The sequence below is a fragment of the Actinokineospora alba genome (genome assembly GCF_004362515.1).
GTDB classification, from domain to species: domain Bacteria; phylum Actinomycetota; class Actinomycetes; order Mycobacteriales; family Pseudonocardiaceae; genus Actinokineospora; species Actinokineospora alba.
In genome coordinates, this window is record NZ_SNXU01000001.1 from 4,063,769 (window position 1) to 4,090,193 (window position 26,425).

The 26,425-nt window shown below is 70.6% G+C and carries 27 protein-coding genes; 20 read left to right on the plus strand and 7 right to left on the minus strand.

Going from position 1 to position 26,425, the window contains the following annotated elements; all coding sequences use genetic code 11:
• The first annotated feature begins 66 nt into the window (after window positions 1-66).
• A complete protein-coding gene (locus C8E96_RS18780; protein WP_228769746.1) occupies window positions 67-960 on the plus strand; it encodes a serine hydrolase in 894 nt (297 codons plus the stop codon).
• A gap of 10 nt (window positions 961-970) precedes the next feature.
• Here the strand turns inward: C8E96_RS18780 and C8E96_RS18785 are convergent, their stop codons facing one another.
• A complete protein-coding gene (locus C8E96_RS18785; RefSeq protein WP_091371739.1) occupies window positions 971-1,255 on the minus strand; it encodes an Lrp/AsnC family transcriptional regulator in 285 nt (94 codons plus the stop codon).
• An 85-nt stretch (window positions 1,256-1,340) separates the two neighbouring features.
• Between C8E96_RS18785 and C8E96_RS18790 the strand changes: the two genes are divergently transcribed.
• Window positions 1,341-1,766, plus strand: a complete 426-nt coding sequence (locus C8E96_RS18790; protein WP_091371736.1) for a YbaB/EbfC family nucleoid-associated protein — start codon at window positions 1,341-1,343, stop codon at window positions 1,764-1,766.
• 686 nt (window positions 1,767-2,452) lie between these two features.
• On the opposite strand, the gene C8E96_RS18795 is transcribed toward C8E96_RS18790, so the two are convergent.
• Complete coding sequence (locus C8E96_RS18795) at window positions 2,453-4,171, minus strand: DEDD exonuclease domain-containing protein (RefSeq protein WP_091371735.1); 1,719 nt, start codon at window positions 4,169-4,171, stop codon at window positions 2,453-2,455.
• 96 nt (window positions 4,172-4,267) lie between these two features.
• Between C8E96_RS18795 and C8E96_RS18800 the strand changes: the two genes are divergently transcribed.
• The 7 genes from C8E96_RS18800 (at window position 4,268) to C8E96_RS18830 (ending at window position 12,365) form a co-directional block, all read left to right on the plus strand.
• The gene (locus tag C8E96_RS18800) at window positions 4,268-5,638 is read left to right on the plus strand and encodes an NYN domain-containing protein (protein ID WP_091371733.1); all 1,371 of its coding nucleotides are present in this window, start codon (window positions 4,268-4,270) and stop codon (window positions 5,636-5,638) included.
• Between the two features lie 108 nt (window positions 5,639-5,746).
• On the plus strand, window positions 5,747-7,501 hold the full coding sequence (locus C8E96_RS18805; protein ID WP_091371731.1) for a D-alanyl-D-alanine carboxypeptidase family protein: 1,755 nt from the start codon (window positions 5,747-5,749) through the stop codon (window positions 7,499-7,501).
• A 154-nt stretch (window positions 7,502-7,655) separates the two neighbouring features.
• Window positions 7,656-7,787 (plus strand): hypothetical protein, encoded by a 132-nt coding sequence (locus tag C8E96_RS18810; protein ID WP_312880607.1) that lies wholly within the window; start codon window positions 7,656-7,658, stop codon window positions 7,785-7,787.
• A 431-nt stretch (window positions 7,788-8,218) separates the two neighbouring features.
• Entirely contained in the window at window positions 8,219-9,280 is a 1,062-nt protein-coding gene (locus tag C8E96_RS18815; RefSeq protein ID WP_133794578.1) for a C40 family peptidase, read from the plus strand.
• A 78-nt stretch (window positions 9,281-9,358) separates the two neighbouring features.
• Window positions 9,359-10,702 (plus strand): gluzincin family metallopeptidase, encoded by a 1,344-nt coding sequence (locus C8E96_RS18820; RefSeq protein WP_133794580.1) that lies wholly within the window; start codon window positions 9,359-9,361, stop codon window positions 10,700-10,702.
• Window positions 10,703-10,722: 20 nt separating this feature from the next.
• Window positions 10,723-11,877 (plus strand): glycosyltransferase family 4 protein, encoded by a 1,155-nt coding sequence (locus C8E96_RS18825; RefSeq protein ID WP_091371723.1) that lies wholly within the window; start codon window positions 10,723-10,725, stop codon window positions 11,875-11,877.
• An 11-nt stretch (window positions 11,878-11,888) separates the two neighbouring features.
• Window positions 11,889-12,365 (plus strand): GyrI-like domain-containing protein, encoded by a 477-nt coding sequence (locus C8E96_RS18830; RefSeq protein WP_091371721.1) that lies wholly within the window; start codon window positions 11,889-11,891, stop codon window positions 12,363-12,365.
• Here the strand turns inward: C8E96_RS18830 and C8E96_RS18835 are convergent.
• Window positions 12,356-14,152, minus strand: a complete 1,797-nt coding sequence (locus tag C8E96_RS18835) for an AMP-dependent synthetase/ligase (protein ID WP_091371719.1) — start codon at window positions 14,150-14,152, stop codon at window positions 12,356-12,358. The genes C8E96_RS18830 and C8E96_RS18835 overlap by 10 nt on opposite strands.
• An 86-nt stretch (window positions 14,153-14,238) precedes the next feature.
• On the opposite strand from C8E96_RS18835, the gene C8E96_RS18840 reads away from it, so the two are divergent.
• From C8E96_RS18840 to C8E96_RS18865, 6 genes are read left to right on the plus strand one after another with little or no spacing between them, the layout of a single operon-like run.
• Entirely contained in the window at window positions 14,239-14,619 is a 381-nt protein-coding gene (locus C8E96_RS18840) for a polyketide cyclase / dehydrase and lipid transport (RefSeq protein ID WP_091371718.1), read from the plus strand.
• Between the two features lie 10 nt (window positions 14,620-14,629).
• Window positions 14,630-15,418, plus strand: a complete 789-nt coding sequence (locus tag C8E96_RS18845) for a metallophosphoesterase family protein (protein ID WP_091371716.1) — start codon at window positions 14,630-14,632, stop codon at window positions 15,416-15,418.
• A gap of 19 nt (window positions 15,419-15,437) precedes the next feature.
• Complete coding sequence (locus C8E96_RS18850) at window positions 15,438-15,875, plus strand: SRPBCC family protein (protein WP_091371714.1); 438 nt, start codon at window positions 15,438-15,440, stop codon at window positions 15,873-15,875.
• Between the two features lie 13 nt (window positions 15,876-15,888).
• Entirely contained in the window at window positions 15,889-17,052 is a 1,164-nt protein-coding gene (locus C8E96_RS18855) for an ArsA family ATPase (protein ID WP_091371712.1), read from the plus strand.
• On the plus strand, window positions 17,049-17,444 hold the full coding sequence (locus C8E96_RS18860; protein WP_228769745.1) for a hypothetical protein: 396 nt from the start codon (window positions 17,049-17,051) through the stop codon (window positions 17,442-17,444). The genes C8E96_RS18855 and C8E96_RS18860 overlap by 4 nt, the downstream gene beginning before the upstream one ends.
• The gene (locus C8E96_RS18865) at window positions 17,441-18,373 is read left to right on the plus strand and encodes an ROK family glucokinase (protein ID WP_091371711.1); all 933 of its coding nucleotides are present in this window, start codon (window positions 17,441-17,443) and stop codon (window positions 18,371-18,373) included. The genes C8E96_RS18860 and C8E96_RS18865 overlap by 4 nt, the downstream gene beginning before the upstream one ends.
• 94 nt (window positions 18,374-18,467) lie before the next feature.
• Here the strand turns inward: C8E96_RS18865 and C8E96_RS18870 are convergent, their stop codons facing one another.
• Both C8E96_RS18870 and C8E96_RS18875 read right to left on the minus strand, forming a co-directional pair.
• Complete coding sequence (locus C8E96_RS18870; RefSeq protein ID WP_091371709.1) at window positions 18,468-18,929, minus strand: hypothetical protein; 462 nt, start codon at window positions 18,927-18,929, stop codon at window positions 18,468-18,470.
• On the minus strand, window positions 18,926-19,687 hold the full coding sequence (locus C8E96_RS18875; protein WP_091371707.1) for an alpha/beta hydrolase: 762 nt from the start codon (window positions 19,685-19,687) through the stop codon (window positions 18,926-18,928). The genes C8E96_RS18870 and C8E96_RS18875 overlap by 4 nt, the downstream gene beginning before the upstream one ends.
• A 227-nt stretch (window positions 19,688-19,914) precedes the next feature.
• Between C8E96_RS18875 and C8E96_RS18880 the strand changes: the two genes are divergently transcribed.
• Entirely contained in the window at window positions 19,915-20,670 is a 756-nt protein-coding gene (locus C8E96_RS18880) for a lysophospholipid acyltransferase family protein (protein WP_091371705.1), read from the plus strand.
• A 20-nt stretch (window positions 20,671-20,690) separates the two neighbouring features.
• On the opposite strand, the gene C8E96_RS34125 is transcribed toward C8E96_RS18880, so the two are convergent.
• A complete protein-coding gene (locus tag C8E96_RS34125) occupies window positions 20,691-20,945 on the minus strand; it encodes an HNH endonuclease (RefSeq protein ID WP_228769744.1) in 255 nt (84 codons plus the stop codon).
• Window positions 20,946-21,238: 293 nt separating this feature from the next.
• Here C8E96_RS34125 and C8E96_RS18890 point away from each other — a divergent pair, with 293 nt between their 5' ends.
• Together C8E96_RS18890 and C8E96_RS18895 are read left to right on the plus strand one after the other, a co-directional pair.
• Window positions 21,239-21,742 (plus strand): polyadenylate-specific 3'-exoribonuclease AS, encoded by a 504-nt coding sequence (locus C8E96_RS18890; RefSeq protein WP_091371701.1) that lies wholly within the window; start codon window positions 21,239-21,241, stop codon window positions 21,740-21,742.
• Window positions 21,743-21,858: 116 nt separating this feature from the next.
• Entirely contained in the window at window positions 21,859-22,884 is a 1,026-nt protein-coding gene (locus C8E96_RS18895) for a 6-phosphofructokinase (RefSeq protein ID WP_091371699.1), read from the plus strand.
• A gap of 1 nt (window position 22,885) precedes the next feature.
• Here the strand turns inward: C8E96_RS18895 and C8E96_RS18900 are convergent, their stop codons facing one another.
• Window positions 22,886-23,323: a CHRD domain-containing protein gene (locus tag C8E96_RS18900; protein ID WP_091371697.1), complete on the minus strand. Its 438-nt coding sequence runs from the start codon at window positions 23,321-23,323 to the stop codon at window positions 22,886-22,888.
• A 103-nt stretch (window positions 23,324-23,426) separates the two neighbouring features.
• Between C8E96_RS18900 and C8E96_RS18905 the strand changes: the two genes are divergently transcribed.
• Together C8E96_RS18905 and C8E96_RS18910 are read left to right on the plus strand one after the other, a co-directional pair.
• A complete protein-coding gene (locus C8E96_RS18905) occupies window positions 23,427-24,794 on the plus strand; it encodes an amidase family protein (protein WP_091372839.1) in 1,368 nt (455 codons plus the stop codon).
• A gap of 156 nt (window positions 24,795-24,950) precedes the next feature.
• The gene (locus C8E96_RS18910; RefSeq protein ID WP_091371695.1) at window positions 24,951-26,339 is read left to right on the plus strand and encodes a class II 3-deoxy-7-phosphoheptulonate synthase; all 1,389 of its coding nucleotides are present in this window, start codon (window positions 24,951-24,953) and stop codon (window positions 26,337-26,339) included.
• The last annotated feature ends 86 nt before the right edge of the window (window positions 26,340-26,425 follow it).

The window sequence follows — 26,425 nt, forward strand, 5'->3', positions numbered from 1 at the left end:
GTTCAGGGGTGCCGCCCCTTTTCGTTTCCTGGGATGGTTTCAGGCGGCGCACGGTAGCCTGCCGCGGTGCTGGGGTCGCGTCGGGAATGGCTGCGGTGGGTCGCGAGCGGAATCGCGGTGTCCGCCGTACTGTCCTGTGCACCCGCCCGATCAAGCACCCCGGAGACACTGCCCGTGACGAGCCACGTGCAGGCGGCGCACGCCGCGTGCCCCTTGCCCGAATCCGGTTTCGACTGTGACTTCCAGGGCCGCTTCGCCGCCGTCGAGACCTACCTGGCGGGCAGGCCGGGCACGGTCGGGATCGTCGTGCGCGACGGCGCCACGGGTGCGCTGTGGAGCAACGGGCACGCCGAGGACCTGACGTGGACGGCGTCCACGATCAAACTCGCGATGGTGGTCGACCTGTTCGTGCGCGAGCGCGAACGCAAGCTCCGGCTGTCCGACGCAGACCGACGCGCGATCGACGCGATGCTGCACACTTCGGACGACGAGTCGGCGACCATGCTGTGGTCGAAATTCGGCGGACGTGACCATTTGGCGTTCAACAACGCCTTCCCCGCCTTCGGGATGACGTCGCTGAAGCCGCAGCCGGGGTTCGGGAAGATGTTCCCGTACTGGGGCTTCCAGAAGTGCACGGCGGCCGACCTGGAACGTCTCATGAGGTATGTGCTGACCGAGCTGCCCGCGGCCGAACGCTCCGCGATCGTCGACCGGATGCGCGGTGTGGGGCCGAACCAGCAGTGGGGTCTGTGGGCCGCGGGCACGGCGGCCCGGCCCGGGGTGAAGGCGGGTTGGTCGGACGAGGAGGGCGGCGCGGTGATGAACAGCGTCGGCTTCGTCGGGCCCGAGGAGCGCTACACGGTGGCGATCATGAACAACCTCGCGGGCCGGGGCGGCCAGGAAGACGGCCGGACAACGGTCAGCGAGGTCGCCAGGATGCTCTTCGACGGGCGGTTCTAGCCCCTCGTCTCTAGCCCTCGTCGACGCCGCTGTCGAACGCGGCGTCGGTGTCGCGCCTGGAGTACGAGCGGAAAGCGATGTGGGTGTCGGTGTCGAGGACACCGTCGACCTTGTTGATCTCGTCGGGGATCAGCTGCGCCAACTCCTCGTGCTGCGCGACCCGGACGATGGCGACCAGGTCGACGTCACCCGCGCACGAGTACACCTCGGCGACCCCCTCGATGTCCGCGATCGCCTGAGCGGTCTCGGGAATGCTGTCCGTCGCTGCCCGGATCAACACGATCGCGGTGATCATCTGACGCTCCCTTGTCGGTTCTCCTGAGCCTAGCCGCCGAAGACATTAGGCTCTCGACGGCGACCGTACGACAGGGGAGACACACGTGCAGACTCCGGACGAGTGGCTGGCGGACTTCGAGCGGAAAGTGGCCGACCTGCAGCAGAAGGCCACCGAGTTCAAAACGAACGTCGAGGCCGCCGGTGCGACTGAGCGGTCCGAGTCGGTGACGGTGACGGTCGCGGCTTCTGGGGCCCTTTTGGACCTGAAGCTGGAGGACTCGGCGCTGCGGAAGTCGGCTTCGGAGTTGGCGTCGGAGATTTTGACGTTGACCCGGCAGGCTCGGCAGAGTGCGGCGGTGGGGGTGGCTCAGGCGTTCCAGCCGCTTGGCGGGGACGCGGGGGTGGTGCAGCGGATTCCGGTGCCGGAGCCGGTCGAAGCGGATAGCCCCGCGCCCAAGGGGTCTGTCGCTCGGGACGATGATGACTTCGGTGATGAGACCGTGGTGCTTCGGGACGCGGACAAGTGGTGATGGTCTTCCCGGCTGCGGGCGTCGTTGGGCTGTGGGTGCCTGTTTGGGTGGTTCGCCTTGATTCGGGGACCCCGGAGAAGGACCTGCGCGGGTAAAGCGGGCAGGGTGAAGAAACTGCCCCGCGCCGGGCGAGTTTAGGTCCTTCTCACCCCGAATCAAGGCGAACCACCCAAACAGGCCGTTCTGTTGGGCCCCTTGCGTTCGCGGGTGGGTAGTTGGCCACTGCCCGCCACCGATCACCGCCCGCCACCGCCGGCCACGCTGGCCACTGCCGGCTATCGCTGGCACCGCTGGCCACCGCTGGCACCGCCGGCCACGCCCGCCATCGCTGGCCACTGTCGGCTATCGCCCGCCACGCCCGCCACTGCCGGCCACTGTCGGCTATCGCCGGCCACCGCCCGCCACTGCTGGCTATCGCCCGCCATCACCGCCAGCACGCCCGCCACTGCCGGCCACGCCCGCCACCGCCCGCCACGCCGGCCACCGCTGGCCACTGTCGGCTATCGCCAGCCACGCCGGCCACCGCTGGCCACTGCCGGCTATCGCTGGCCACCAGCGCCAGCACGCCCGCCACTGCCGGCCACCGCCAGCACGCCAGCCACCGCTGGCCACCGATTGCTATTGCGCCGTCGTCGCCACCGCCGGTGCTGTCCAGGGGCGTTGTGTTCTGTGGCCCCGCTTGTGTTTCAGTCCCTGGTCACCAATGCGACTCTGGCTCGGTCGGCGATGTCCAGCCACGGGCGCCATCTCGCGGCGCAGTGGGCGGGTTCGGACCACGGGGACGTGCAGCGGACCATTCGGGTTCCTGGGCGGTCGAGCCACCGTAAGACCACGCCCACCTCCTCGGCAGGCGCGCCCCTCAGCGGGCCCTCTCCGGGGATCACCGTTTCCGCCGACGCCACCAGGTGCTCCACGACCGGCATCGGTTGCACCCCTCGCCTGGCCACCCCCGCCGAGGCGAGTCGGCCGTGGCGGACTACCGCGAACTCCCACCCCCCGGCCGAGTCCGGGCGGGCCGCAACCAGCTCCTCTACTGAGGCCAGGGCCGCGAGGCGTTGGCCTCGGTCCAGGGCGCGGATGAGGGTTGACATTCGGTCTCGGCCGGTGCGGGCCTGTTCGAAGCGGTGCTCGGTGGACAGTGCGGCCAGCCGGGATTCCAGGAGCCGCAACGGGTCCAGGTGTCTGCCTGCCACCAGGGCGTCCACGGCGTGGACCATGGGGCGGTATTGCTCGACCGTCTGCCTTCCCGCGCAGGGTGCGCCGCAGCGGTCCAGTTCTGCCAGGGCGCAAGGGCTTCCGGTGGCCGCCTTCGCGGGAATCCTTACCGTGCAAGGGCGAATGCCGGTCGCTTCCTGCATGGCCAGTAACGCCTCGTCGGCCATTCGCTTGCTGCGGAACGGTCCCAGGGCGCCGTCGCGCGGGCGTCGCACCACCGAGAGCCGGGGGAACGGTTCCTCGGTCAACGTGATCCACCATGAGTTGCGAGAGTTCTTGGACCGCCGGTTGTACGCCGGTTTGTGCGCTGACAGCAGCCGCAGCTCCCGGACCTCCGCCTCCAGCGGGTGGGCGCAGGTGACCGTGTCGACCCGGACCGCGAGGCTGACCATCTCGCGCAGCCTGCGGCGGGTCTCGCCCGCCGTGAAGTACTGGCGGACCCGCCGTTTCAGGTCTGAGGCGGTGCCGACGTAGAGGACTTCCTCGGACGGTCCTCTGAACAGGTACACGCCGGGTTCGTTCGGCAGGTCTTCGGCGAGGGTGCGCTTGCGGCGCTGGGCGGCGGTGACCTCCGGCAGGTAGTCGAGCAGTTCCTCCAGCGACTGGACGCCGAGTGACCCCACCCGCTCCAGCAGGCCGTGCAACACGTCGACCGTCGCGCGGGCGTCGGCGAGGGCGCGGTGGTTGGGCATGGTGGAGGCGCGGAACAACGCGGCCAGGGCGGAGAGGCGGCAGCTTGGCGCCTCCTCCCGGGTGAGGACTCGACGGCCCAGCCGGACCGTGCAGACGACCGCGGGTTTCGGCCACCGGTAGCCGAGCCTGCGGCAGGCCGCCTTGATGAACCCGACGTCGAATCCGGAGTTGTGCGCGACCAGCACCGAGCCCGCCGCGAACTCCAGGAAGGCGGGCAGCACCGCCTCGAGTTTCGGCGCCGTGTAGACCATCGAGTCGGTGATGCCGGTCAGCGCGATGATCTCCGGCGGGATGCCCCGGCCCGGGTCGACCAGGGTGGCGAACTCGCCGATCACCTCACCGCCGCGCACCTTGACGGCGCCGAACTCGGTGATCGCGTCGGTCTCCGCGCTGCCGCCCGTGGTCTCCAGGTCGAACACGACGAAGGTGGTCTCGCGCAGCGGCGTTCCCAGCTCGTCGAAGGCGAGCTGGGTGCGGGTGGCGGATGCGGTGCTCATCACCGCCGAAGCTAGATCACACCACCGACACTTCCGTCGGTCCCACGGCCGAGGAGCCGTCAAGTCGCCCCCGGCCTCAGCCACTAGCCTTACGGAATGGCCACGCCGCCCCAGCCGGAAGACCCCGGCCCCGAACCGTCCACCAGGGACGAAACAGGCGGCGCGGACGGCACGAACACCGTGGCCGTGGACTGGTCGACCCTGCCCGACGCGGTCAGGAACCGGCTCGCCGAACTCGGCGCCGACGCGGTCGGGTCGCTGCCGCCGGTCGACATCCCGCAGATGGTGCGCCCGGTGGCCCGGTTCGCGCCCAGCAAGCGGGCCCGGCTCGGCGGCTCGGCGATCATCGCCGGCCTACGTGACGTTGTCGGTTTCCGAACCGCCGTCGTGCAGTGGTGCCGGGAGAACAAGCCCGCCGCGCTCGACCTGGGCGGCAACGACCCGGTGAGCGTCGCCGCGGCCGCCGTGCTGCTCGGCGAGGAATCTGCGGTGCACTACCTGGAGCTCGTCACCAGGCGCGCTTCGGACACTTCGTTGCGGGCGGAGCGGGACACCGCCGTCGCCCGGCTGCAGAAGGCCGAAGCCGAGTTGGCTCGGGTGCAGGCCCTGCTCGACGAGTCCGCGGGGGCGGTCGACCGGGTGCGCGCCGAAGCCGAGGCCGAGGTGGAGCGGCTGCGCAAGCGGCTGCGCGACCAGGGCGTGAAGCTGCGCGAGGCCAAGGACACCGCCGAAACCGCCCAAGCCGCCGTGGACCGGGTTCGCACCGAGTGCGCCGCCCAGGTCGCCGCGCTCACCGAGCAGCGCGACCGCGAACGCGACCGGGTCGAGACCGAGCGGGGCCGCGCCGAACGCGCCGAAGCCGACGCCGACATCGCCCGGCAGTCGGCCCGTGAGGCACGCCAAGCCGACGAGGTGCGCCTGGCACTGCTCGTCGACACCCTCGACGGCGCCGTCACCGGCCTGCGCCGCGAGCTCGCCCTCGGCGGCGGCGGCCCCCGGCCCGCGGACTTGGTGCGGGGCGCCACGGCCGCCCAGGGCGTGGTGGGTCGGGTCGAAGACCCGGCCGCACTCGACCGGCTGCTCGCGCTGCCCTCGGTGCACCTTGTCGTCGACGGATACAACGTCACCAAGACCGGCTACGCGGAACTCTCCCTGGCCGACCAGCGCGACCGCCTGGTCCGCCAGCTCGCCTCCCTCGCCGCGCGCACATCGGCGGAGGTCACGCTGGTGTTCGACGGCGCGGGAGTCGTCGCCGTGCCGGTCGCCGCCCCGCGTGGGGTCCGCGTCCTGTTCAGCGATCCCGGTGTCCTGGCCGACGACGTGATCAAGGCGTTGGTCACCGCGGAGCCCGAGGGCAGGCCGGTCGTCGTCGTCACGTCCGACCGGGCGGTGGCCGACGCGGTTCGTCGCCGAGGCGCCCACCCCGTGCCGTCGGCCGTCCTGCTCGCCCGGCTTGGGCGCATCTGATCACCCGATAGGGCCCGCGCCGTCACGTGGTCGGTACCTTCGCGTTAGTACTTGTGAGTAGGAACGCGACACCGAGGAGTTGGTACGCGGGTGCGTAGGTGGGGTTCGGTGAAGATTGCCGCCGCGCTGGCCTTGGTGGCCGCGCTGTTGGCCAACCCGCTCGCGGGCGCGCAGCCCACGGAGCCGCCGCAGGTCGAGGCCGGTGTCGGCCCGGGCGCCCCGGTGCCGGACTCCCGGCCGGGTGAGGCCTTCGCCGATCCCAAGGTCGCCGAACTGCAGCGCACCGCCACCGACGTGCAGCGCGAGCTCTCCGATCTCTCGGACAAGATCCGGACCGCCGAGGACGAGCTGCGCCAGGCCACCGGCCAGGTGGAACGCGCGCGCGGGGAGCGGGAAGCCGCAGACAAGATCGTGGCCGCCCAGCAGGGCGAAGTCGACGCCTACTCCGCCGCTCTGTACTCCGCGCTGGCTCAGCCCAGTGAGCTGCAGATGCTGCTCACCGCGGGCGGCCCGGAGGAGTTCCTGCAGGGCAGCAGCCTGATCGAGCGCGTGCGGATCGACCAGGACCAGCGGCTCGCCCAGGCGGTCGGCAGGCAGCGTGGGGCGCAGGAGGCCGAGAACGCCGCCCTGGGCACCGAGCGGGCCGCGGCCGAGCGCAAGGCCGACCTTGACCGCCGCAACGGCGACGCGTCCAACCGGGCCGCGGCCGTGTCGTCGGAACTGCGCGGCAAGGTCGAGGACACCAACGCCGCGGTGATCGCCCAGCAGACCGCGCAGCGCGAGCGCAACCAGAAGACAGCGGCGAGTTGGAAGGCCTATACCGACAAGCTGGCGCTCGCGGGCATCGTCGCTCCGAACGCTGCCGCCCTGCGCGATCCGGCGCAGCTGCCCGCCCGGTTGGAGCCGCTGCCCGGCTCGACCGGCGCGCCGCAGCCGGGCGTCGCCCGGGCCACGCTGCCGACCGGCGAGAAGCTGCTCGTCCTGCCCGCCGAGGTGATCGGCGCGGTGAACACCGCCGTCGGCGTGCTCGGCAAGCCCTACGTTCCCGGCTCGGGCGGCGAAGGCCCCAACGCGTACTCCTGTGACGGGCTGGTCAAGGCGGCCTTCGGGGCGGGTGGGCTGAGCCTGCCCGGTGCCGTGACCGAGCAGATGAGTGTGCTGACGCCGGTGCCGACCCCGGACGCCCAGCCCGGCGACGTCGTGTTCCTCGGCCCGGCTCGGCTGGGTGTGCAGGGCGTCGGCATCGTGCTCGACGAACGCACCATGCTCACCGCCGACGGCAGGCTGGCAGGCGTGGTGGTGACGGACCTGCCCGGCGGGGACACCCTGCTCGGGGTCGCCCGGCCCGCGCTCGGGCAGCGCCAGCCGCAGCCCGCGCCGCAGGCCACCGACGGCGGACTGCGCTGGCGCTGTGGGGGAGTGCAGCTCCCGCCACGCGGGCCTGGGGAGGCGCCCGGGGCTTGGGGCGGCTATCCCAACGGCCTCATCCCGCAGGCGGCGCTGTGCCTCATCGGTGTGGGCTCGCACTCGCTGCGCTGCGACGCGGCCGGGTCGTTCCGGGCGATGTCGGACGCGTTCGCCTCGGTGTTCGGCCGCGCGATCTGCCTGACCGACTCCTATCGGACCTTCTCCGCGCAGGTGCGGCTCTACGGTGTGAAGCCCGCTTTGGCCGCGGTGCCGGGCACCAGCAACCACGGCTGGGGACTGGCGGTGGACCTCTGTGGGGGAGCCCAGTCGTTCGGCACCCCGGAGTACGCCTGGCTCGCCCAGAACGCGGGCGTGTTCGGCTGGGCGAATCCGCCGTGGGCGCGTCCGGGACGGGGCCGCGAGGAGCCGTGGCACTGGGAATACATCGGTTCTTGATCCATCTGTTTCGATCATTTCGAACACCTGAGCGAAATTGTCGGTGCCCTCTTCTAGTGTGTGAAACACGAGATCGTCGGCACCGGAAAGGACCCGGGTAATGATCATCGATTGCGATAGCTGCGAGGTCCGCGGGAACGCTTGTCAGGATTGTGTGATCAGTGTGCTGCTTGGCGCGCCGCCCAATGTCGATCTCGACAGCTCCGAGCGGCTCGCGATCGATGCCCTCGCGAGCGCCGGCCTCGTACCCCGTCTGCGGCTGATTCCGGTGGAGAAAACGGCCTGAAACCGGGTGATCGGTTGGGGTGATCGCGAATATTCGCCGAACGGTCGCTCTAGATCGCCGAACGGTTCCACGCCCGGGTGAACTGGGTGTTGTCGTTGTCACAGGGTGGAGTTGCCACTGCTCCGTTGGTGTTTGGGAAGGATTCTCGGCGCTTTTCCGGCGCACCTGGTAGACGAGGAGGCTCACGTTTCGTAACCTGTCCGAGATCTCGCGGCCAGCAGCCGCCCACCCCGAGGGGGCTACGCGAGATCGCCGCCGAAGTCAGCCACGTCCGGCTGACCCGGATCCCCCACGGTGGGGTCGTCGATGATCGAGAAGTGAGCGACACGATCGCGAGCGGATCGGTCCGGCCGGAAGGCGCTTCCCCAAAGCGCGCCGGTGCCCGAGGACAACCCCGTCGGCGGTTTTGAGGACGAAGGAGTACGCGCGACGTGTCGTCGCATCGACTCAAGCGAGCTGTGCGTGGAGCCCTGAGTGTCACCGCGGTCATCTCGGTGATCGGTATGTCCCAGAGTCCCGCGTACGCGCAGCCGGCCCAGCCGCCGCCTCCGACCACCGTGTCGGAAGCGATCAAGCAGTTCCAGGAGCTCAGCAAGCAGGCCGAGACGGTCAGCGAGGAGCTCAACCACGCCAAGGAAGACCTCAAGGTCAAGCAGGCGGACCTCGACAAGGCCATCGCCGACGTCGCGGCCTCCGCCGAGCTGGAGAAGCAGGCCGCAGCTCAGGAAGAGCAGTTCCGCGGCCAGGTCGACCAGTTGACCAGCGCTTCGTTCCAGGGCGCGCGCTTCAACAAGATCAGCGCGCTGCTCACCGGGTCCTCCGCCGACGACTTCCTTGAGCGTGCTTCCGCGCTCACGGTGCTCGCCTCGGACAACCAGAACGCCCTGGAGAAGTACACCGGTGCGGTGGACCTCGCCGCCCAGGCCCGCAAGCTGGCCGAGGACGGCCAGAAGCGCGCGGCTGAGGCCAAGGCGGCCTCGGAGAAGCTGCTGGCCGACATCACCAAGAAGAAGTCCGACCTCGACGCTCAGATCAAGCAGGTCGAGGAAGCCAAGAACAGGCTTTCGCCCAAGGACAAGGACGACCTGTTCAACCCGCCCGTCGACACCGGCGTCTACGTCGGCTCCGGCGACGCGGGCAAGGCCATGGAGGTCGCGCTCGCGCAGCGCGGCGACCCGTACGTCTGGGGCGCCGAAGGCCCGAACGCGTTCGACTGCTCCGGCCTGGTTCTCTACGCCTACCGCGCCATCGGCATCAACCTGCCGCACTCCAGCCGGTCGCAGTACACCTACGGCAAGTCGGTCTCGAAGAGCGAACTCGCCCCCGGTGACCTGCTGTTCTACGGCGGCAGCGCCAGCTCGATCCACCACGTCGCCATGTACATCGGCAACGGCATGATCGTGCACGCCTCCACCTCGGGTGTGCCGGTGAAGACCGCCCCGCTCTCCGGTGGCGGCAGCGACTACTTCGGTGCCAAGCGCATCGTCGGGTAGTCGTCGGCAACAGTTTTCGAATCGGGACCAGTGCCATTGGGTACTGGTCCCGATTCATTTCTCCCTTACGATCACGCAATGGCCATGAGGGCACGGGTGCGAGCTTGGCTGAGCGCCGTGGTCGCCACGACCGCGCTCGCCGGGATGGTGTTCATCGCCGTCCCCGCGTCCCAGGTGGCCCCCTCGCCGGTCGCGCCCAGCCAGGGGCAGCCGCTGGGCGGCCTGGAGCCCGCGGGGCCCAAGGGCGGCGACACCGAGCGCGCCGACGCGATCCGGTCGCTGCTGGAGCGGCGCGCCGCCGCTGTCGCGCGCCGTGACGAGGCCGCGTTCCTGGCAGGCCTCGACCCGCTGGCCGACCCGAACTTCCTGGAGAGCCAGCGCGCGCTGTTCGCCAACCTCGCCGGGGTGCCGTTCGACCACTGGTCCTACGTGCTGCACCCCGACGACAGCCTCGACCTGACCTCGCTCGACGACGATCGCAGCGCCGAGCTGTGGGCGCCCGCGGTGGATCTGCGGTACGCGCTCGGCGGGGTCGATCCGGCCCCCACCAGCCGGGCCATGGGTTACCTGTTCGTCCACCGCGAGGGCACCTGGTACCTGCGGTCCGACACCGCCCTCAACGACCTGGGCAGGCGCTCGTGGCGCGGCCCGTGGGACTTCGGCCCGTGCGTGGTGACCAAGACGGCGTACGGCCTGGTCCTGGCCCACCCGGGCAGCCAGCCGATGGTCGACCGGCTGGTCCGCGAGCTGGATCCCTCGGTGGAGGCCGTCAGCCAGGTGTGGGGCAACGGCTGGTCCAAGCGGGTCGCCCTGTTCCTGCCCGACGGGCCCGCCGAGATGCGGGCCCTGGTCGGCCCGGACTTCCCGGTGGAGTCCGTCGTCGCCGTCGCGATCGCCGACCGGGTGGACACGGCCGAGCGGACCGCCACCGGGCAGCGGGTCATCCTCAGCCCGATGGGCGCCCGCGCGCTGTCGGTCGCCTCGCTGCGGGTGGTCCTGCGGCACGAGATCACCCACGTCGCCGCCCGGTCGGTGACCGTCGACGGCTCCCCGATGTGGCTGCTCGAAGGCTTCTCCGACTACGTCGGCTACCGCGACACCGACATCTCGCTGTCCCAGGGCGCGCCCGACCTGGCCAAACAGGTCCGCGAGTCGGGCCCGCCCGCGTCACTGCCCGAGGACCGCGCGTTCCGCGGCAAGGACCGCGAACTCGACCTCGCCTACCAGCAGGCGTGGTCGATCACCCGGTTCATCGCCGACCGTTTCGGCGAACCGCGCCTGGTCACGCTCTACCGCGAGCTGGGCGGGGCCGGGCCGCTGTCGGCCAGCGAGACCGACGACCTGCTGCGCCGGGTGATCGGCATGGACCGCGCGATCCTGCTCCGCGAGTGGCAGGCATACCTGCGTGGGGCGCTGCGATAGCCGGGGAATAGGTTGGCCGGGTGCGTCGAACGCTTCTGGTGACCAACGACTTCCCGCCCCGCCCCGGCGGCATCCAGACCTATCTGCACTCGTTCGCCACCCGGCTCGGGCAGGACCTGGTCGTCTACGCGCCGTCGTGGGAGTCGGGCACCCACGAGGAGTTCGACGCGAAGCAGCCGTTCACCGTCGTGCGGCACCCCGGCAAGCTGATGCTGCCCACCCCCGACGTCGCCCGCCGCGCCCGCGAGATCCTGCGCGCCGAGAGCTGCGACTCGGTGTGGTTCGGCGCCGCCGCCCCGCTCGCCCTGCTCGCGCCCACGCTTCGCGCCGCGGGCGCCCGCCGCGTGGTCGCCAGCACGCACGGCCACGAGGTCGGCTGGTCGATGCTCCCCGGCGCCCGCCAGGCCATCCGCCGGATCGGCGCGACCACCGACGTCGTCACCTACGTCAGCAAGTACACCCGAGCGCGGTTCGCCGCGGCCTTCGGTCGCTCGGCGGCGCTGGAACTGCTGCCCTCGGGGGTCGACACCGACCTCTACCGGCCGGACGCGGGCGCCCGGGCCGAGATCCGCGCCCGGTACGGGCTGGGTGACCGGCCGACCGTGGTGTGCGTGTCCCGGCTGATGCCGCGCAAGGGCCAGGACATGCTCATCCGCGCGCTGCCGGGGATCCGCTCCCGCGTGCCGGACGCGGCGCTGCTGCTGGTCGGTGGCGGCCCGTACCGGCCCCGGCTGGAGTCGCTGGCGCGGCAGGCGGGCGTCGCCGAGCACGTGGTGCTCACCGGTTCCGTGCCGTGGGAGGAGCTGCCCGCGCACTACGCGGCCGGTGACGTGTTCGCGATGCCGTGCCGCACCCATGGCCGCGGCCTGGATGTCGAGGCCCTGGGGATCGTCTTCCTGGAGGCCGCCGCCACCGGCCTGCCGGTCGTCGTCGGCGACTCCGGCGGCGCTCCGGAGACCGTGCTCGACGGCGAGACCGGCCATGTGGTCGACGGTCGGGACGTCGCCGAACTGTCCGACCGCGTCGGTAGCCTCCTGGCCGACCCCGCGAAGGCCGCCGCGATGGGCGCGGCGGGCCGCGAGTGGATGCGGCGGTCCTGGCAGTGGTCGGACCGGGCCGGGCGCCTGTCCACCCTGCTGGATGGTGAGACGACCTACCGGTTCGGCTTGAGCTGAGGAGCGCGCGCATGGTCTTGGACCCGTCGATCGAGGAACGTCCCGCGCAGGCGTACGTGGGCGTGCGTCGGGTGGTCACCATGGCGACGATGAACGAGATAGCCGACCGGATCCCGGAGATCATCGGCAGCCTGATCGAGCGCGGCGTCGCCATCGCGGGCGCGCCCTTCCTGCGGTACCTGCGGGTCGACACGGCGGGCGAGGTCGAGGTCGAGGCGGGCGTGCCGGTGGCGGCGTCGGACGTCGAGGAGGCCGCCGTGCTCCCCGCCGGCCGCTACGTGACGATCACCCACGTCGGCCACCCGGACGGCTTGACCGACCTCACCGCCGCCGTGCTCGCCTGGGGTGACGAGCTGAGCCTCGACTGGGACGTCGAGGACGGACTCTGGGGAGCACGGGTCGAACGCTTCCTGACCAACCCCATGGAGGAGCCCGACCCGGCCCGGTGGCGCACCGAGCTGGCCATCCGGCTCGCCGGTCAGCCGTAGAGGGCGGCGATCTCCTCGGCGTACGCCTTGATGATCGCCTCGCGCCGCACCTTCATGCTGGGCGTGATCTCACCCGCCGCCTCGGTGAAGTCGCGCGGCAGGATGGTGAACTCGCGGATCGACTCGGCCTTCGACACCGCGCGGTTCGCCTCATCCACCGCGGTCCGGATCTCGGCGCGCAGGTCGGGGTCGTCCACGAGGTCGGCGACGGTCAGCTGCTTGCCGTGGCTCGCCGCCCACACCGAGACGAAGTCGGGGTCGAGGGTCACCAGCGCGGCCACGAACGGCTGCCGGTCGCCGACCACCACGCACTGGCTGACCAGCGGGTGCCTGCGCACCCGGTCCTCCAGCAGCGCCGGGGCGACGTTCTTGCCGCCCGCGGTGACGATGATGTCCTTCTTGCGGCCGGTGATCCGCAGGAATCCCTCGTCGTCGAGGGTGCCGAGGTCGCCGGTGCGCAGCCAGCCGTCTTCGAGGACCTCCGCGGTGGCGGCCGGGTTGTGCCAGTAGCCGCGGAACACCATCTCGCCGGACAGCAGGATCTCGCCGTCGTCGGCGATGCGCACCGACGCGCCCGCGACCGGCTTGCCGACCGTGCCGACCCGGAAAGCCCGCTCGGTGTTGACGCAGATGGCTGCCGACGTCTCGGTGAGCCCGTAACCCTCGTACACCGGCACGCCGACGCCGCGGAAGAAGTGCGCCAGGTGCTCACCCAGCGGCGCGCTGCCGGAGATCGCCGCCACGCAGCGGCCGCCGAGGACCCCGCGCAGCCTGCTGTAGACGAGCTTGCTCATCGCCGCGCGACGGGCCTTCAGCGCCAGCGACGGGCCGGGCCCGTCCAGGGCGGTGCTGTATTCGACCGCGAGTTCCTCGGCGAGGTCGAAGACCCGGCCGCGGCCCGCGGCGTGCGCCCGCTGCTTCGCCGAGTTGTAGACCTTCTCGAACACCCGCGGCACGGCGACGATGAACGACGGCCGGAACGTCGCGAGGTCGGCGACCAGGTCGCGGACGTCGGGCAGGTGGCCCAGCGTGGTGCGGGAGTACACGCAGCACAGCGCGATGGCGCGGGCGAACACGTGGGCCAGCGGCAGGAACACCAGCATCGCGTTCGAGGGCCGCATGAGCTGCGGGAACGCGGCGATGTCCGCGCGGATCTCGGCCAGCAGGTTGCGGTGGGTCAGCTCGACGCCCTTGGGCCTGCCGGTGGTGCCCGAGGTGTAGACCAGGGTCGCGGTGTCGGCGGAGCGGACCGCGAGCCTGCGCTCGTGGGCGGTCTTGTCGCTGACGTCCGCGCCCGCCGCGGTGAGCTCGTCGACCGCCGGGTCGAGTTCGCCTCCCGGCTCGATCTGCCACACGTGCTCGACCTCGGCGAGCCGGTCGACCACCTTCTCCACGGTGTGCCGGTGGGCCTCGGTCTCCACCACGACCGCCCGCGCGCCGGAGTCGCCCAGGATCCACGCGATCTGCTCGGCCGAGGAGGTCTCGTACACCGGGACGGTCACACAGCCCGCCGCCCAGATGGCGAAGTCGAGCAGGGTCCACTCGTACCGGGTCCGCGACAACAGGGCCACCCGGTCGCCCGCCCGCAGCCCCGAGCCGATCAGGCCCTTGGCCACGGCCGCGACCTGCGCGGCGAACTCCGCCGTGGTGACGTCGATCCATGACCCGTCCACCCGCCGTCGGAACGCCACGGCGTCGGCGAACCGCTCGGCGTTCGCCCACACCATGTCGGTGAGGCTTTCCTCGTCGGCCACTGTTCCGATGGCGGGCACGCTGTATTCGCGCACGTAGACCTCCCCGTGATCGCCCCCAAAATTAGTCCTACCGGCCCGTGCCGTGTGGGTCACCCCGGGTGACATGGGATGCTGCGGGAATGCCGCATGTCGACGTGGTGGACGAGACGTTCATCGTGGTGCCACCGAAAGTCGTGGCCGCCGCCTTCGCCGATCCCGGTGCGTGGCGCCGTTACTGGCCCGACCTCGAGCTGGAGGTCTACGCCGACCGCGGCGACGAGGGCCTGCGCTGGACCGTGGGCGGCGCGCTGGTCGGGACCATGGAGGTCTGGCTCGAACCGGTGCTCGACGGCACCGTCGTGCACTACTTCCTGCGGGCCGACCTGCCCGAGGGTCGCTCGGTCAAGAACGTGCGCCGGGAGCTGACCGCGCGCCAGCTCGCGGCGAAGTCGGTGGCGCTGGGGCTCAAGGCCGTCCTGGAGGACGGGCGAGCGCCGGGATGCGCGCCGACGTCCGCGTAATGTAGATCCCGTGCGGGTTCATGTGGTGTCCGACGTTCACGGCAACGCCGAGGCCTTGGCCCGGGCTGGAGAAGGCGCCGACGCGCTCATCGTCCTCGGCGACCTGATCGACTTCGTCGACTATCACGACCACTCACGCGGCATCCTCGGCATGGTGTTCGGCGCGGAGAAGGTCGCGGTGTTCGCCGGGCTGCGCCGCGAGCGGCTCACCGCCGAGGCCTCCGCGTACGCCCGCGAGCTGTGGTCGACGCTGCACGACGCCGCGGGCGTGGTCGAGGAGGCCGTCCGCACGCAGTACAAGGCGCTGTTCGCGGCGATGACCGTGCCCACGTTCGCGACGCCGGGCAACGTCGACCTCCCGCACCTGTGGCCCGAGTTCGCAGGCGACGGTGTCGAGGTGCTCGACGGCGACGTCGCGGAAGTGGGCGGGCTGCGGTTCGGCTTCGTCGGCGGCGCCCTGCTTCCGCGCGGGGTGGCGCCCCGGCGCACCGGGCCGTTCGTGCCGTACCTGCGCACGCCCGAGGAGTTCGACGACGCCGTCGCGCGGCTCGCCGACGTCGACGTGCTGTGCAGCCACATCCCGCCGGACGTGCCCGAGCTGACCTACGACGTGATGGCGCGACGCGCCGAACTGGGCTCGGTGGCACTGGTCGACCTGATCCACCGGCAGCGGCCGCGCTGGTCGGTGTTCGGCCACGTCCACCAGCCGCTCTCCGCCCGGATGCGGCTGGGGCGCACCGAGTGCGCCAACGTCGGACACTTCCAGCGGACCCGGTGGCCGTACGTCCTGCGCTGGTGACGGGGTAACCTCCCGAACTATGGCCGACGAGTCCACGCAGTCCATCGTCGTCGACGCCCCGGCGGACGCGATCATGGCGGTAATCGCAGATTTCGAGGCATATCCCGAATGGGCGGGGGCGGTCAAACAGAGCGAGGTGCTCTCCCGTGACGCCGACGGCCGCGGGCAGGAAGTCACCTTCACCCTCGACGCCGGGGTGTTCAAGGACGTCTACACCCTGGCCTACACCTGGGCCGAAGACGGCCTCGCGGTCGACTGGACGCTGGTCAAGGGGCAGATGCAGCGCTCGCAGAAGGGCCGCTACGCCCTGCGCGAGGAGGGCGGCCGGACCACGGTCACCTACACCCTGTCCGTGCAGCTGATGGTGCCGATGATCGGCCTGTTCCGCCGCAAGGCCGAGAAAGTGATCATGGACACCGCGCTCAAGGAGCTCAAGCGCCGCGTCGAAGCGCTGTAGCGGAGGGCGTCGCGTGCGGATTCTGCTCTTCACCGGCAAGGGCGGGGTGGGCAAGACGACCCTGGCCGCGGCGACGGCCGCCCGCATCGCCGCGTCCGGCCGCAAGGCACTGGTGGTGTCCACCGATCCCGCGCACTCGCTCGCCGATGCGTTCGGCACAGTCCTGGGCGCCGAGCCGTCCGAAGTGGACACTTCGCTCTACGCCGCGCACGTCGACGCCCGGTCGCTGGTCGACCGGTCGTGGCCGGAACTGCGCGACCAGTTGCGCGGGGTCTTCGCGGGAGCGGGACTCGACGAACTCGACGCCGAGGAACTCACCGTCCTGCCCGGCGTCGACGAGCTGCTCGCGCTGTCCGAAGTGGCCCGACTCGCCGAGAGCGGGCCGTGGGAGGTCGTGGTCGTCGACTGCGGTCCGACCGCGGAGACGTTGCGGCTGCTCGCTTTGCCGGAAGCGATCGCCGGATACCTCGACCGCGTGTTCGGCTCCGCGCGGGGAATGCTCGCGAGCGCGCAGGTCCGCTCCGCCGCCAAGTCGATCTCCACGCTGGCCACGCACCTGGCGGGCCTGCGTGAGGTGCTGACGGACCCGGCGATGACCAGCGTGCGACTCGTGCTCACCCCGGAACGGCTCGTCGTGGCCGAGACCCGCCGCACGCTGGCCGCCCTCGCGCTGCGCGGGGTGCATGTGGACGCCCTCATCGCCAACCGGCTGGTGCCCAAGGCGCGGCTGTGGCAAGGGCCCGCGGCGAGCTGGCTGCGCACCCGCCGGTCCGAACAGGACACCGTGCTGTCCGAATTGGACGCCTCGACGCCGCTGTCGGTGCACGTCGTCGAACACCGTGCGGTCGAACCGATCGGCTCGCGCGCGCTGATCGACCTCGCCGACGAGCTCTACGCGGGTATCGACCCGCTCGACGGTCTGCGCAGGCCGGGTGTGCCGCTGCTGTCGGTGCAGGCCGACGGCGACGACTACCTGCTCACCGTCGCCCTGCCGCTGCTGGACGGCTGCGACCTGGACCTGGTGCGCGTCGGTGACGACTTGGCGGTCACTGTGGACGGCGTGCGCAGGCTCGTCGCGTTGCCGCTTATGCTTCGGCGCTACACCGTTATCGACGCCGAGGCCGACGGCGCCGGTCTGGTGCTGCGCTTCGCGCCCGGCCAGGAGGAGCGCCCGTGACGCAGACGACCACGCAGGACCCGGGGTCGAGGCTGGCCGACGAGCTGCGGCTGCTGATGGCCGCGGTCGCCGAGCGCGCGGGCCCGTGGCTCGACCGGGTCGCGGTCAGCACCCACGACGAGCACGAGCCCGCCCCGCCCGGTGAGTCGTGCCAGTGGTGCCCGGTGTGCGCGCTGATCGCCCTGCTGCGCGGCGAGCCGTCGGAGCTGGCCACCCGCGGCCTCGACCGTGTCGCCGACCTCGTGGCGCTGCTGCGCGCCGTGCTGGCCGACCGGTGGGAGCCGGAGGCCGACCCGCACATGCCGGGGTTCCGCCCGGAACCGCCCGCACCGTCGGGTTCGCCACGAGTGCAGCGGATCGTGGTGCGGCGCAAGGGGATGACGCCGGAGTGACGGCCATCGGTGTCGACATCGGCGGCACCAGCGTCCGGGCGGGTGTGGTGGACGCCCACGGCTCGGTGCTCGACACGGCCCGCGGCTCGACGCCGAGTGGCGAGGCCGAACTCGAGGACGTGATCTGCTCCACCATCGAGACGCTCCGGCGCAAGCACGAGGTCAGCGCTGTCGGGCTCGCGGTGGCGGGCTTCGTCGGCAACGACCGCCGCTCGGTGATGTTCGCACCGCACCTGGCCTGGCGCGCGGCCCCGGTCGCCGACCGCATCGCTTCGCGTATCGGGTTGCCGGTGGTTCTGGAGCACGACGCCAACGCGGCGGCTCTGGCCGAGTATCACTTCGGCGCTCTTCGTGGGGCGCGGGTCGGGCTGCTGATCGCGATCGGGACGGGCATCGGCGGTGCGCTGCTGATCGACGGGAAGCTGTTTCGGGGGGCGCATGGGGTGGCGCCGGAGCTTGGGCACCTGCGGTTGGTGCCCGGGGGACGGCCGTGTCCGTGTGGGAAGTCGGGGTGTTGGGAGCGGTACTGCAGCGGGACGGCGCTGAGCGCGACCGCGGTGGATCTTCTGGCCCGGCATCCTTCGTCGACGCTGGTTCGGGAGGCTGCTCGGGATTCTCGGGCGTTGACTGGGCGGAAGGTGGCCGCGGCTGCCCGTGAGGGTGATGCGGTGGCGCTGATGGCGATGGCGGATCTTGCCAAGTGGTTGGGGGAGGGGTTGGCGCTTGTCGCCGATGTTTATGACCCCGAGCTGATTGTGATCGCGGGTGGGGTTTCGGAGTCCGGGCCGTTGTTTCTGGATGACGCTCGGGATCGTTATCGGGCTGTTGTGACTGGGGCGGGGCATCGGCCGTTGGCCCGGGTGCGGATCGCGCATCTTGGGGATGACGCTGGATTGGTGGGGGCTGCCCTCGCTTGCGGCGTCAGGTGATGCTCGCCTGCGGCATCGGGCTCGGCGAACACCACCTACCCGTGCGTTTGCGTTGGCCGGTGCGGGATCGGGGGCAAGGGTCTCTAGAACTTCTCTAGACCTGAGCCCCGTTGTCTTCGTCAAAGTCCGGGGGCGTTTTGCGCACTCGCATGAGCAAGAAACCGATTCCGCCCGCGAGTGAGATCAACGCGATAGGTGTGGCGATCCTTGGGTCGAGCCCGATGATGTTGGGCAGCACCAGCAGGACTACGCCGATCACCAACAAGACGATCGCGATGATTGTCAGCGGGCGCAATTTCGGCAGGGGTGGCGGTTCCGGTGGTTCGTAACCGCCTGGGTCGTCGTCGCCCGCCCAGTCGAAGTCGGACTCGTGGCCGCGCCAGGCCGATGCCGTGGCCGGGGCCGGCGGTGCCGGTGGGGGTTCCGGTTCTTCCTGGACAGTGTCCGATCGGCGCTGTTCGACGTCGCGGCCGATTCCTTCGCGTTCGAGGTCGGCGATGATCTCGGCGAAGGCCGCGTCCACGTCTTCTGGGCCGTCGCCCGGGCGGTTGATCACACTCGCTCACCTGCGGTAATCCGACGAACGAACTCGACGCTGGAGTCGAAGATCAGTTGGGCGTCGTGGTCGAGGGTGGCGACGTGGAAGCTGTTCTCCAGGACCACCTCGGTGGCGTCGGCGCTGGACACGCGGCGCAGGATCTCGTGGGAGTTCTCCGGCTCCACCACGTGGTCGACCGCCGAGTGCAGCACCAGCAGCGGCTGGTCGACCTTGCCCAGGTCCTGCCGCACGAGCGCCCAGAACTTGGTCAGGCTCGCCATCGCGCGCAGGGGAGTGCGGGGGTAGGCGTACTCGCTGACGCCCGCCAGCGCGATGTCGTCGCTGATCGGCGGTATCGACGGGACGACCTTGGACAGCATCCCGACGAACCGGACCTCCTTGCGCAAGGTCATGATCGACGGGTTGACCAGCACCACCCCGGCGATCGCGTCCCCATGCTCCTCCGCGAGCCGCAGGCACAGGGCCCCGCCCATCGACAGGCCGAAGACGAAGACCTGGTCACAGCGTTCGCGCAGCTCGGCGAAGGACTCCGACACCGTGGCGTACCAGTCGGGCCAGCCGGTGCGGTTCATGTCCTGCCAGCGCGTGCCGTGGCCGGGGAGCAGCGGCACCCGGACGCTGTAGCCCTGGGCGACCAACTGGTCGGCCCACGGGCGCATGCTGAAGGGCGAGCCGGTGAAACCGTGGCTGAGCAGCACACCGATCTCGGTGGACCCATCGTGCGCGTAGGCCTGCGCGCCTTCGATAGCGGGCACCCCGCTCCTCCTATGATCAGCTCGGTGAGCCTGGGATGTGGCCATAGTCGCACGAACTGGCGCCTCGGTGACCGGATCCGTGCCCGTGGTTTCCTCGTTGTGTACTCGGATGACTTGGGTGTCTCGCCTCGGTGCGTTCGTGTTACCGCTTGGCCGTAGCGTTGTGCGGGCCACCGGGGGTTCGTAGGCTCGAGTGGGAATCAGGGGAGAACGGGAGCGCTGGTCGCGTGGTGTACTGGTTGGTCAAGTGGGTCTTCCTGGGGCCTTTGCTGCGCCTGTTCTTCCGTCCCAAGATCGAGGGCGCGGAGCACATTCCCGCCGAGGGCGGTGCGATCCTGGCGAGCAACCACCTGGCGGTGTCGGACTCGTTCTTCCTCCCGCTGAAGGTGTCCCGGCGGGTGACGTTCCCAGCCAAGATCGAATACTTCACCGCGCCCGGGATCAAGGGCAAGCTCAAGAAGCTGTTCTTCACCGGTGTGGGTCAGATCCCGATCGACCGCTCCGGTGGGTCCGCCGCGCAGGCCGCGATCGCCACCGGCGTCCGGCTGCTGCGCGAGGGCCACCTGATGGGCATCTACCCCGAGGGCACCCGCTCGCCCGACGGCAGGCTCTACAAGGGCAAGACCGGCATCGCGCGGATCGCGCTGCAGGCGGGCGTGCCGGTCATCCCGGTCGCGATGTTCGGCACCGACAAGGCGAACCCGATCGGCTCGAAGATGTGGCGGCCGTACCCGATCCGGATCAAGATCGGCAAGCCGCTGGACTTCTCCCGCTACGAGGGGCTCGAAGGCGACCGGTTCGTCGAGCGGTCCATCACCGACGAGATCATGTACGCCCTGATGGAGCTCTCCGGGCAGGAGTACGTCGACGTGTACGCGGCGAAGGCCAAGGAACTGCAGGCCGCGCACGACGCCGGGACCGTCACCGACGTGCCGACCCAGCTCAAGCGCGACGCCCGAATCCCGGAGACCGAGGCCAGCTAGGCTTCTGCGGTGCGATTTCTCTACGACACCGATCCGTATCGGGCGATGATTTCATGAGCCCAGGCCAGTGCGTCCTCGACGCGTTGCCCGCGCGGCTGTCGAGTGACCCACAGCTCCAGGTTTTCGGGTCGGTTGTCCACTCGGTCGCCGTTGAGGTGGTGGACGTTCTCGCCGGGCAGCAAGGGGCGGCCGAGCTTCAACTCCATGATGTGCCGGTGCTCCAGAACCCAGCCGCCCGCTTTCAGGCGAATCAGCCGATAGCCGTTGGACGTCAAGCGCTGTCCGGGTTTCTCGTTCCGTCGCGGTCGGCCGGGCGCTCCACGGCCCGGAGCGGCTTCAATTGAACCCCATTTGCGTATCTTGACCAGGTGCGGTCCGCAGATTCCGAGGGCTCGCTGTCCCGGCCGTGTGCAGTTCTCGACCGAGCACGTTGGGCGCTGTCGGTCGAGATGAGCCAGGTAGTGCTTTCCGCACAAGCGGTTCGTGGTGTTGCGCACTGGTCGGGAGCACCCGGTCGTAGAGCAGACGGACACATCGGCCATGAACACATCTTAGGAGAAAACGTAGCGTGCGCTTCTTTTATGACTGCGAATTCATCGAGGACGGAACGACCATCGACCTGGTGTCGATCGGTGTCGTCGACGAGAACGGCCGCGAGTTCTACGCCGTCTCCACCGAGTTCGACCCGAACAAGGCGGGCCAGTGGGTCCGAGACAACGTCCTCGACAAGCTGCCCTCGCCCGCGGACAAGGCGTGGTGTGACCGCGCGACCATCCGCAAGCGGTTGCTGGAGTTCCTGACCACGCCCAAGACGCGCGACAAGATGGAGCTGTGGGCCTGGTTCGGCGCCTACGACCACGTCGTCCTGGGCCAGCTCTGGGGCGCCATGCCCGCGTTGCCGCGGGAGATCCCGCGCTTCACCCGGGAGCTGCGGCAGCGCTGGGAGGACGTCGGCAAGCCCTACCTGCCCACCCCACCCAACGACGCGCACGACGCCCTCGCCGACGCCCGCCACAACCTCGTGCGCTGGAAGATCATCGAAGCCGAGTGGCAGAAAATGATCGCCGACTGACGAGTTGTCCACACCCTGGACACCCCTGCTTGCTACACCGATTCAGTAGCCGGCAGGCTTGGCGTCGAAGTGGTGACGGCGGTCACTGCTCGCGAAGTCGGAGGAGGGTCGAAGACATGCGCGTCGGCGTGCTCACCGGTGGTGGTGACTGTCCAGGTCTCAACGCGGTCATCCGGGCCGTGGTGCGAAAAGGCATCGAGGGGCACGGCTGGGAGATCGTCGGCTTCCGCAACGGCTGGCAAGGCCCGCTCGAAGGGCTCACCAAGCCGATCGGCCTCGCCGAGGTCGAGGACATCCTGACCCGCGGCGGCACCATCCTCGGCTCCTCGCGCACGAATCCGTACAAGGTCGACGGTGGCCCGGAGAAGATCCGCCAGACCCTGGCCGAACTCAAGGTCGACGCGCTGATCGCCATCGGCGGCGAGGACACCCTCGGGGTCGCCAAGCGCCTGACCGACGACGGCATCGGCGTGGTGGGCGTGCCGAAGACGATCGACAACGACCTCGGCGCCACCGACTACACCTTCGGCTTCGACACCGCGGTGCACATCGCGACCGAGTCGATCGACCGGTTGCGCACCACCGCCGAGTCTCACCACCGCGCGCTGGTCGTGGAGGTCATGGGCAGGCACGCGGGTTGGATCGCCCTGCACTCCGGGCTCGCGGGCGGCGCGAACGTGATCCTGGTCCCCGAGCGCCCGTTCAGCGTCGACAAGGTCATCGAGTGGGTGCAGCGCCGCTTCGAGCGCCAGTTCGCCCCGATCATCGTCGTGGCGGAAGGCGCGCTCCCCGAGGGCGGCGCGGAACTGCTGGCCAGCGGCGAGCGGGACGCCTTCGGGCACGTCCGGCTCGGCGGCGTCGGCCAGTGGCTGGCCGAGGAGATCGCCGCCAAGACCGGCAAGGAGTCGCGCGCCGTCATCCTCGGCCACACCCAGCGCGGCGGCACCCCCACCGCCTACGACCGAGTCCTCGCCACCCGCTTCGGCCTGCACGCGGTCGACGCCGTGGCCGACGGCGACTTCGGCGTCATGGTCGCGTTGCGTGGCACCGACATCGTCCGGGTCAAGCTGGCGGAGGCGACCGCCGAGCTCAAGACCGTGCCGCTGGAGCGATACGCCGAGGCGGAGATCTTCTTCGGCTGAGCTACTTGAGTTGGCCGCGCACCTCGCCACCGGTGTAGGTCGGGGTGTGCACGTTGACGTAGTAGGCCCGTGGGTTCGCGACGATGCCCGCGAGTTCCGTCGGGGTCAGCGCGCCGCCCTCGACGGCGGTGACGCACCCGGAGACGGTGCTCGTCGCCGCTGGGGGAGTGATCAGGCCGACGACCACCGGGCCCGCGACGTTGCGGGCGCCGACGTGGATGTGGGCGGCGACCGGGCTTCCGGTCAGGTTCCGCACTTCGAGGGTGTAGCAGAGCTCGCTGCCGTCGACCTCGTAGGTGAAGAACCCGCTGCCGCCGCTGACCACGGTGCCCGTCTCCTGCTCGGGGTTCAGCGGGATCGCGGGCGCCGCGGCCGCGACACCCGCGGTCAGCACGAACGCCGCCGCGGTGGTGGTGATCAAGGTGAGCGCTCTGGCCATTGTCGTCTCCTCGGATCGGGGTCCCCTTAAAGACAACGCGTGCCGAAAGCCCGGGGTTCAACGACTGGACCACAAACGCGTACCCGCGGGTATGGTGCCCGCCATGGAAGATCTGCTCTGGGCCGGAGCCCACGCGCAGGCACGGGCGCTGAGCGCGGGTCAGGTCACCGCGCCGGAGCTGCTCGAAGCCGTGCTGCGCCGGGCCGAGACGGTGAACCCCACGGTGAACGCCTTCCGCGTGCTCTACGCCGACGCGGCGCGAACGGCCGCTGTGGACGCCCAACGCAGACTCGACGCGGGGGAGCGCACGCCGCTGCTCGGCGTCCCCATCGCCGTCAAGGACGACACCGATGTGGCGGGTGGCGTGACCACCAAGGGCGGCCGCCCGCAGTCGCCGCCCGCCGAGCAGGACAGCGCCGTCGTCGCGAAGCTGCGCGCGGCGGGCGCGGTGATCGTCGGCCACACGCTCACCCCCGAGCAGTGCCTCTGGCCGTTCACCGAGTCGCTGGCCTACGGCGCCACCCGCAACCCGTGGAACCTCGACTACACCCCCGGAGGCTCCTCCGGCGGTTCGGCGTCGGCCATCGCCGCGGGCATCGTCGGCGTGGCCACCGGCTCCGACGGCGGCGGCTCGATCCGCATGCCCGCCTCCGCCACGGGCATCTTCGGCGTCAAGACCTCCCGGGACCTCGTCGACGTGGCACCGTGGTCCGGTACGTGGAGCGGCCTGTCGGTGATCGGCCCGCTCGGCCGCACGGTCGCCGACACTGCCGCCATGCTCGACGTGATCGCCGAGGACGCCGGCACCTACGGCGACGCGGTCACCGCCGACCCGGGCACCCTGCGTATCGCCCTCTCCTGGCGCACACCGCTCGGCCCCACGCCGATGAACCCCCGCTGGAAGCGCGCCGTCGTCGACACCGCCGACCGGCTGCGCGACCTCGGCCACCGGGTCACCGTCGCCGACCCCGCGCTCGGCACCGGCCCGTCCACCCAGTTCCTGATCCGCTACCTGCGCGGCGTCGCCCAGGACGTCGCCAAGCTGCCGAACCCGAAGTGGCTGGAGCCGCGCACCCGCAAGGTCGCCGCCCTCGGCAGGCGCGTCCCCGACCGCACCCTGCGCTGGGCGCACGCGGGTGAGGCCCCGCTGCGCCGGGTGCTGGAGGAGTTCTTCACCCGTTTCGACGTGATCCTGCAGCCCTCGTGGACCCGCAGGCCGACCCGCATCGGGCAGTTCCACGGCAGCGGGCTGTCCGCGACGTACACGGGCGTGACGCACCGCATCCCGTACTTCCCGACGTGGAACGTCCTGGGCAACCCGGTCGCCGCCCTCCCGGTCGGCCGCGACGAGACGGGCATGCCGATCGGCGTCCAGCTGATCGGCCCGGACCGCTCGGAGCGCCTGCTGCTGTCGCTGGCCGGGCAGTATGAGCGGGCTCACCCGTGGGTCGACCGCAGGCCCGACCTCTGAGGCCGGAGAAAGCGGCTGCCACCAGCGAAAATCGGGTGCACGCAAGTCGCTTGGCAGGACCCCGTCCGGTGAATCGGTCAAGGGATTCGTCGTCCACGTGATGGGACCTGGTGTCCCGCTGTGCGGTCGCCAAGTCCGACCTCCTACTCTTGACACGTGAACTGGACCGTGGACGTGCCAGTGGACACGCTTCCCGAGCTGCCCCCGCTGCCTCCGACGCTGCGTACCCGACTCGACGACGCCCTTGCGCGGCCCGCCGCGCAACAGCCCGAGTGGCCCGACGCCGACCAGGTGCGCCAGGTGCGCACCCTGTTGGAGTCGGTGCCGCCGATCACCGTGCCCGCCGAGATCGACCGGCTCAGCCGCCGACTCGCCGAGGTGGCCAACGGTGAGGCGTTCCTGCTGCAGGGCGGCGACTGCGCCGAGACCTTTGTCGACAACACCGAGCCGCACATCCGCGGCAACATCCGCACGCTGCTGCAGATGGCGGTCGTCCTGACCTACGGCGCGAGCATGCCGGTGGTCAAGGTCGGCCGCATCGCCGGGCAGTACGCCAAGCCGCGGTCGAACAAGACCGACGCGCTGGGCTTGGCGGTCTACCGGGGTGACATCGTCAACTCCCTGGTCGCCACGCCCGAGGCCCGGGTGCCGGACCCGTCGCGGATGATCCGCGCCTACGCCAACGCGGGCGCGGCCATGAACCTGCTGCGCGCCCTCACCGCCGCGGGCATGGCGGACCTGACGAAGGTCCACGACTGGAACCGCGACTTCGTGCGCACCTCACCCGCGGGTGAGCGCTACGAGGCGCTGGCCACCGAGATCGACCGCGGCCTGCGCTTCATGCAGGCGTGTGGTGTCGAGGACAGCTCGCTGCACACCGTCGAGGTGTTCGCCAGCCACGAGGCACTGCTGCTCGACTACGAGCGCGCACTGCTGCGGCTGGACGCGACCGGCCCGGAGCCCAAGCTCTACGACCTGTCGGCGCACTTCCTCTGGATCGGGGAGCGCACCCGCCAGCTCGACGGCGCGCACATCGCGTTCGCGGAACTGCTGTCGAACCCGATCGGCCTCAAGATCGGCCCGACGACCACCCCGGAACAGGCCGTCGAGTACGTCCAGCGGCTCGACCCACGCAACGAGCCCGGCAGGCTGACCCTGATCAGCCGCATGGGCAACGGCAAGGTCCGCGAGGTCCTGCCCGCGATCGTGGAGAAGGTCGAAGCCTCCGGCCACAAGGTCATCTGGCAGTGCGACCCGATGCACGGCAACACCCACGAGTCGTCGACCGGCTACAAGACCCGCCACTTCGACCGGATCGTGGATGAGGTCCAGGGCTTCTTCGAGGTCCACCGCAGGCTGGGAACCCACCCCGGCGGCATCCACGTGGAGCTCACCGGCGAGGACGTCACCGAGTGCCTCGGCGGCGCCCAGGAAATCTCGGACGCCGACCTGCATGGCCGCTACGAGACCGCCTGCGACCCGCGCCTGAACACCCAGCAGTCCCTGGAACTGGCCTTCCTGGTCGCGGAGATGCTCCGCTCGTAATCACCGAGACAAAGCGCCCTTCCTGGAGCAAACCGTTCCAGGAAGGGCGCTTTGTCCATTTGCCCCGTCAAACGCCACGGGCCAGG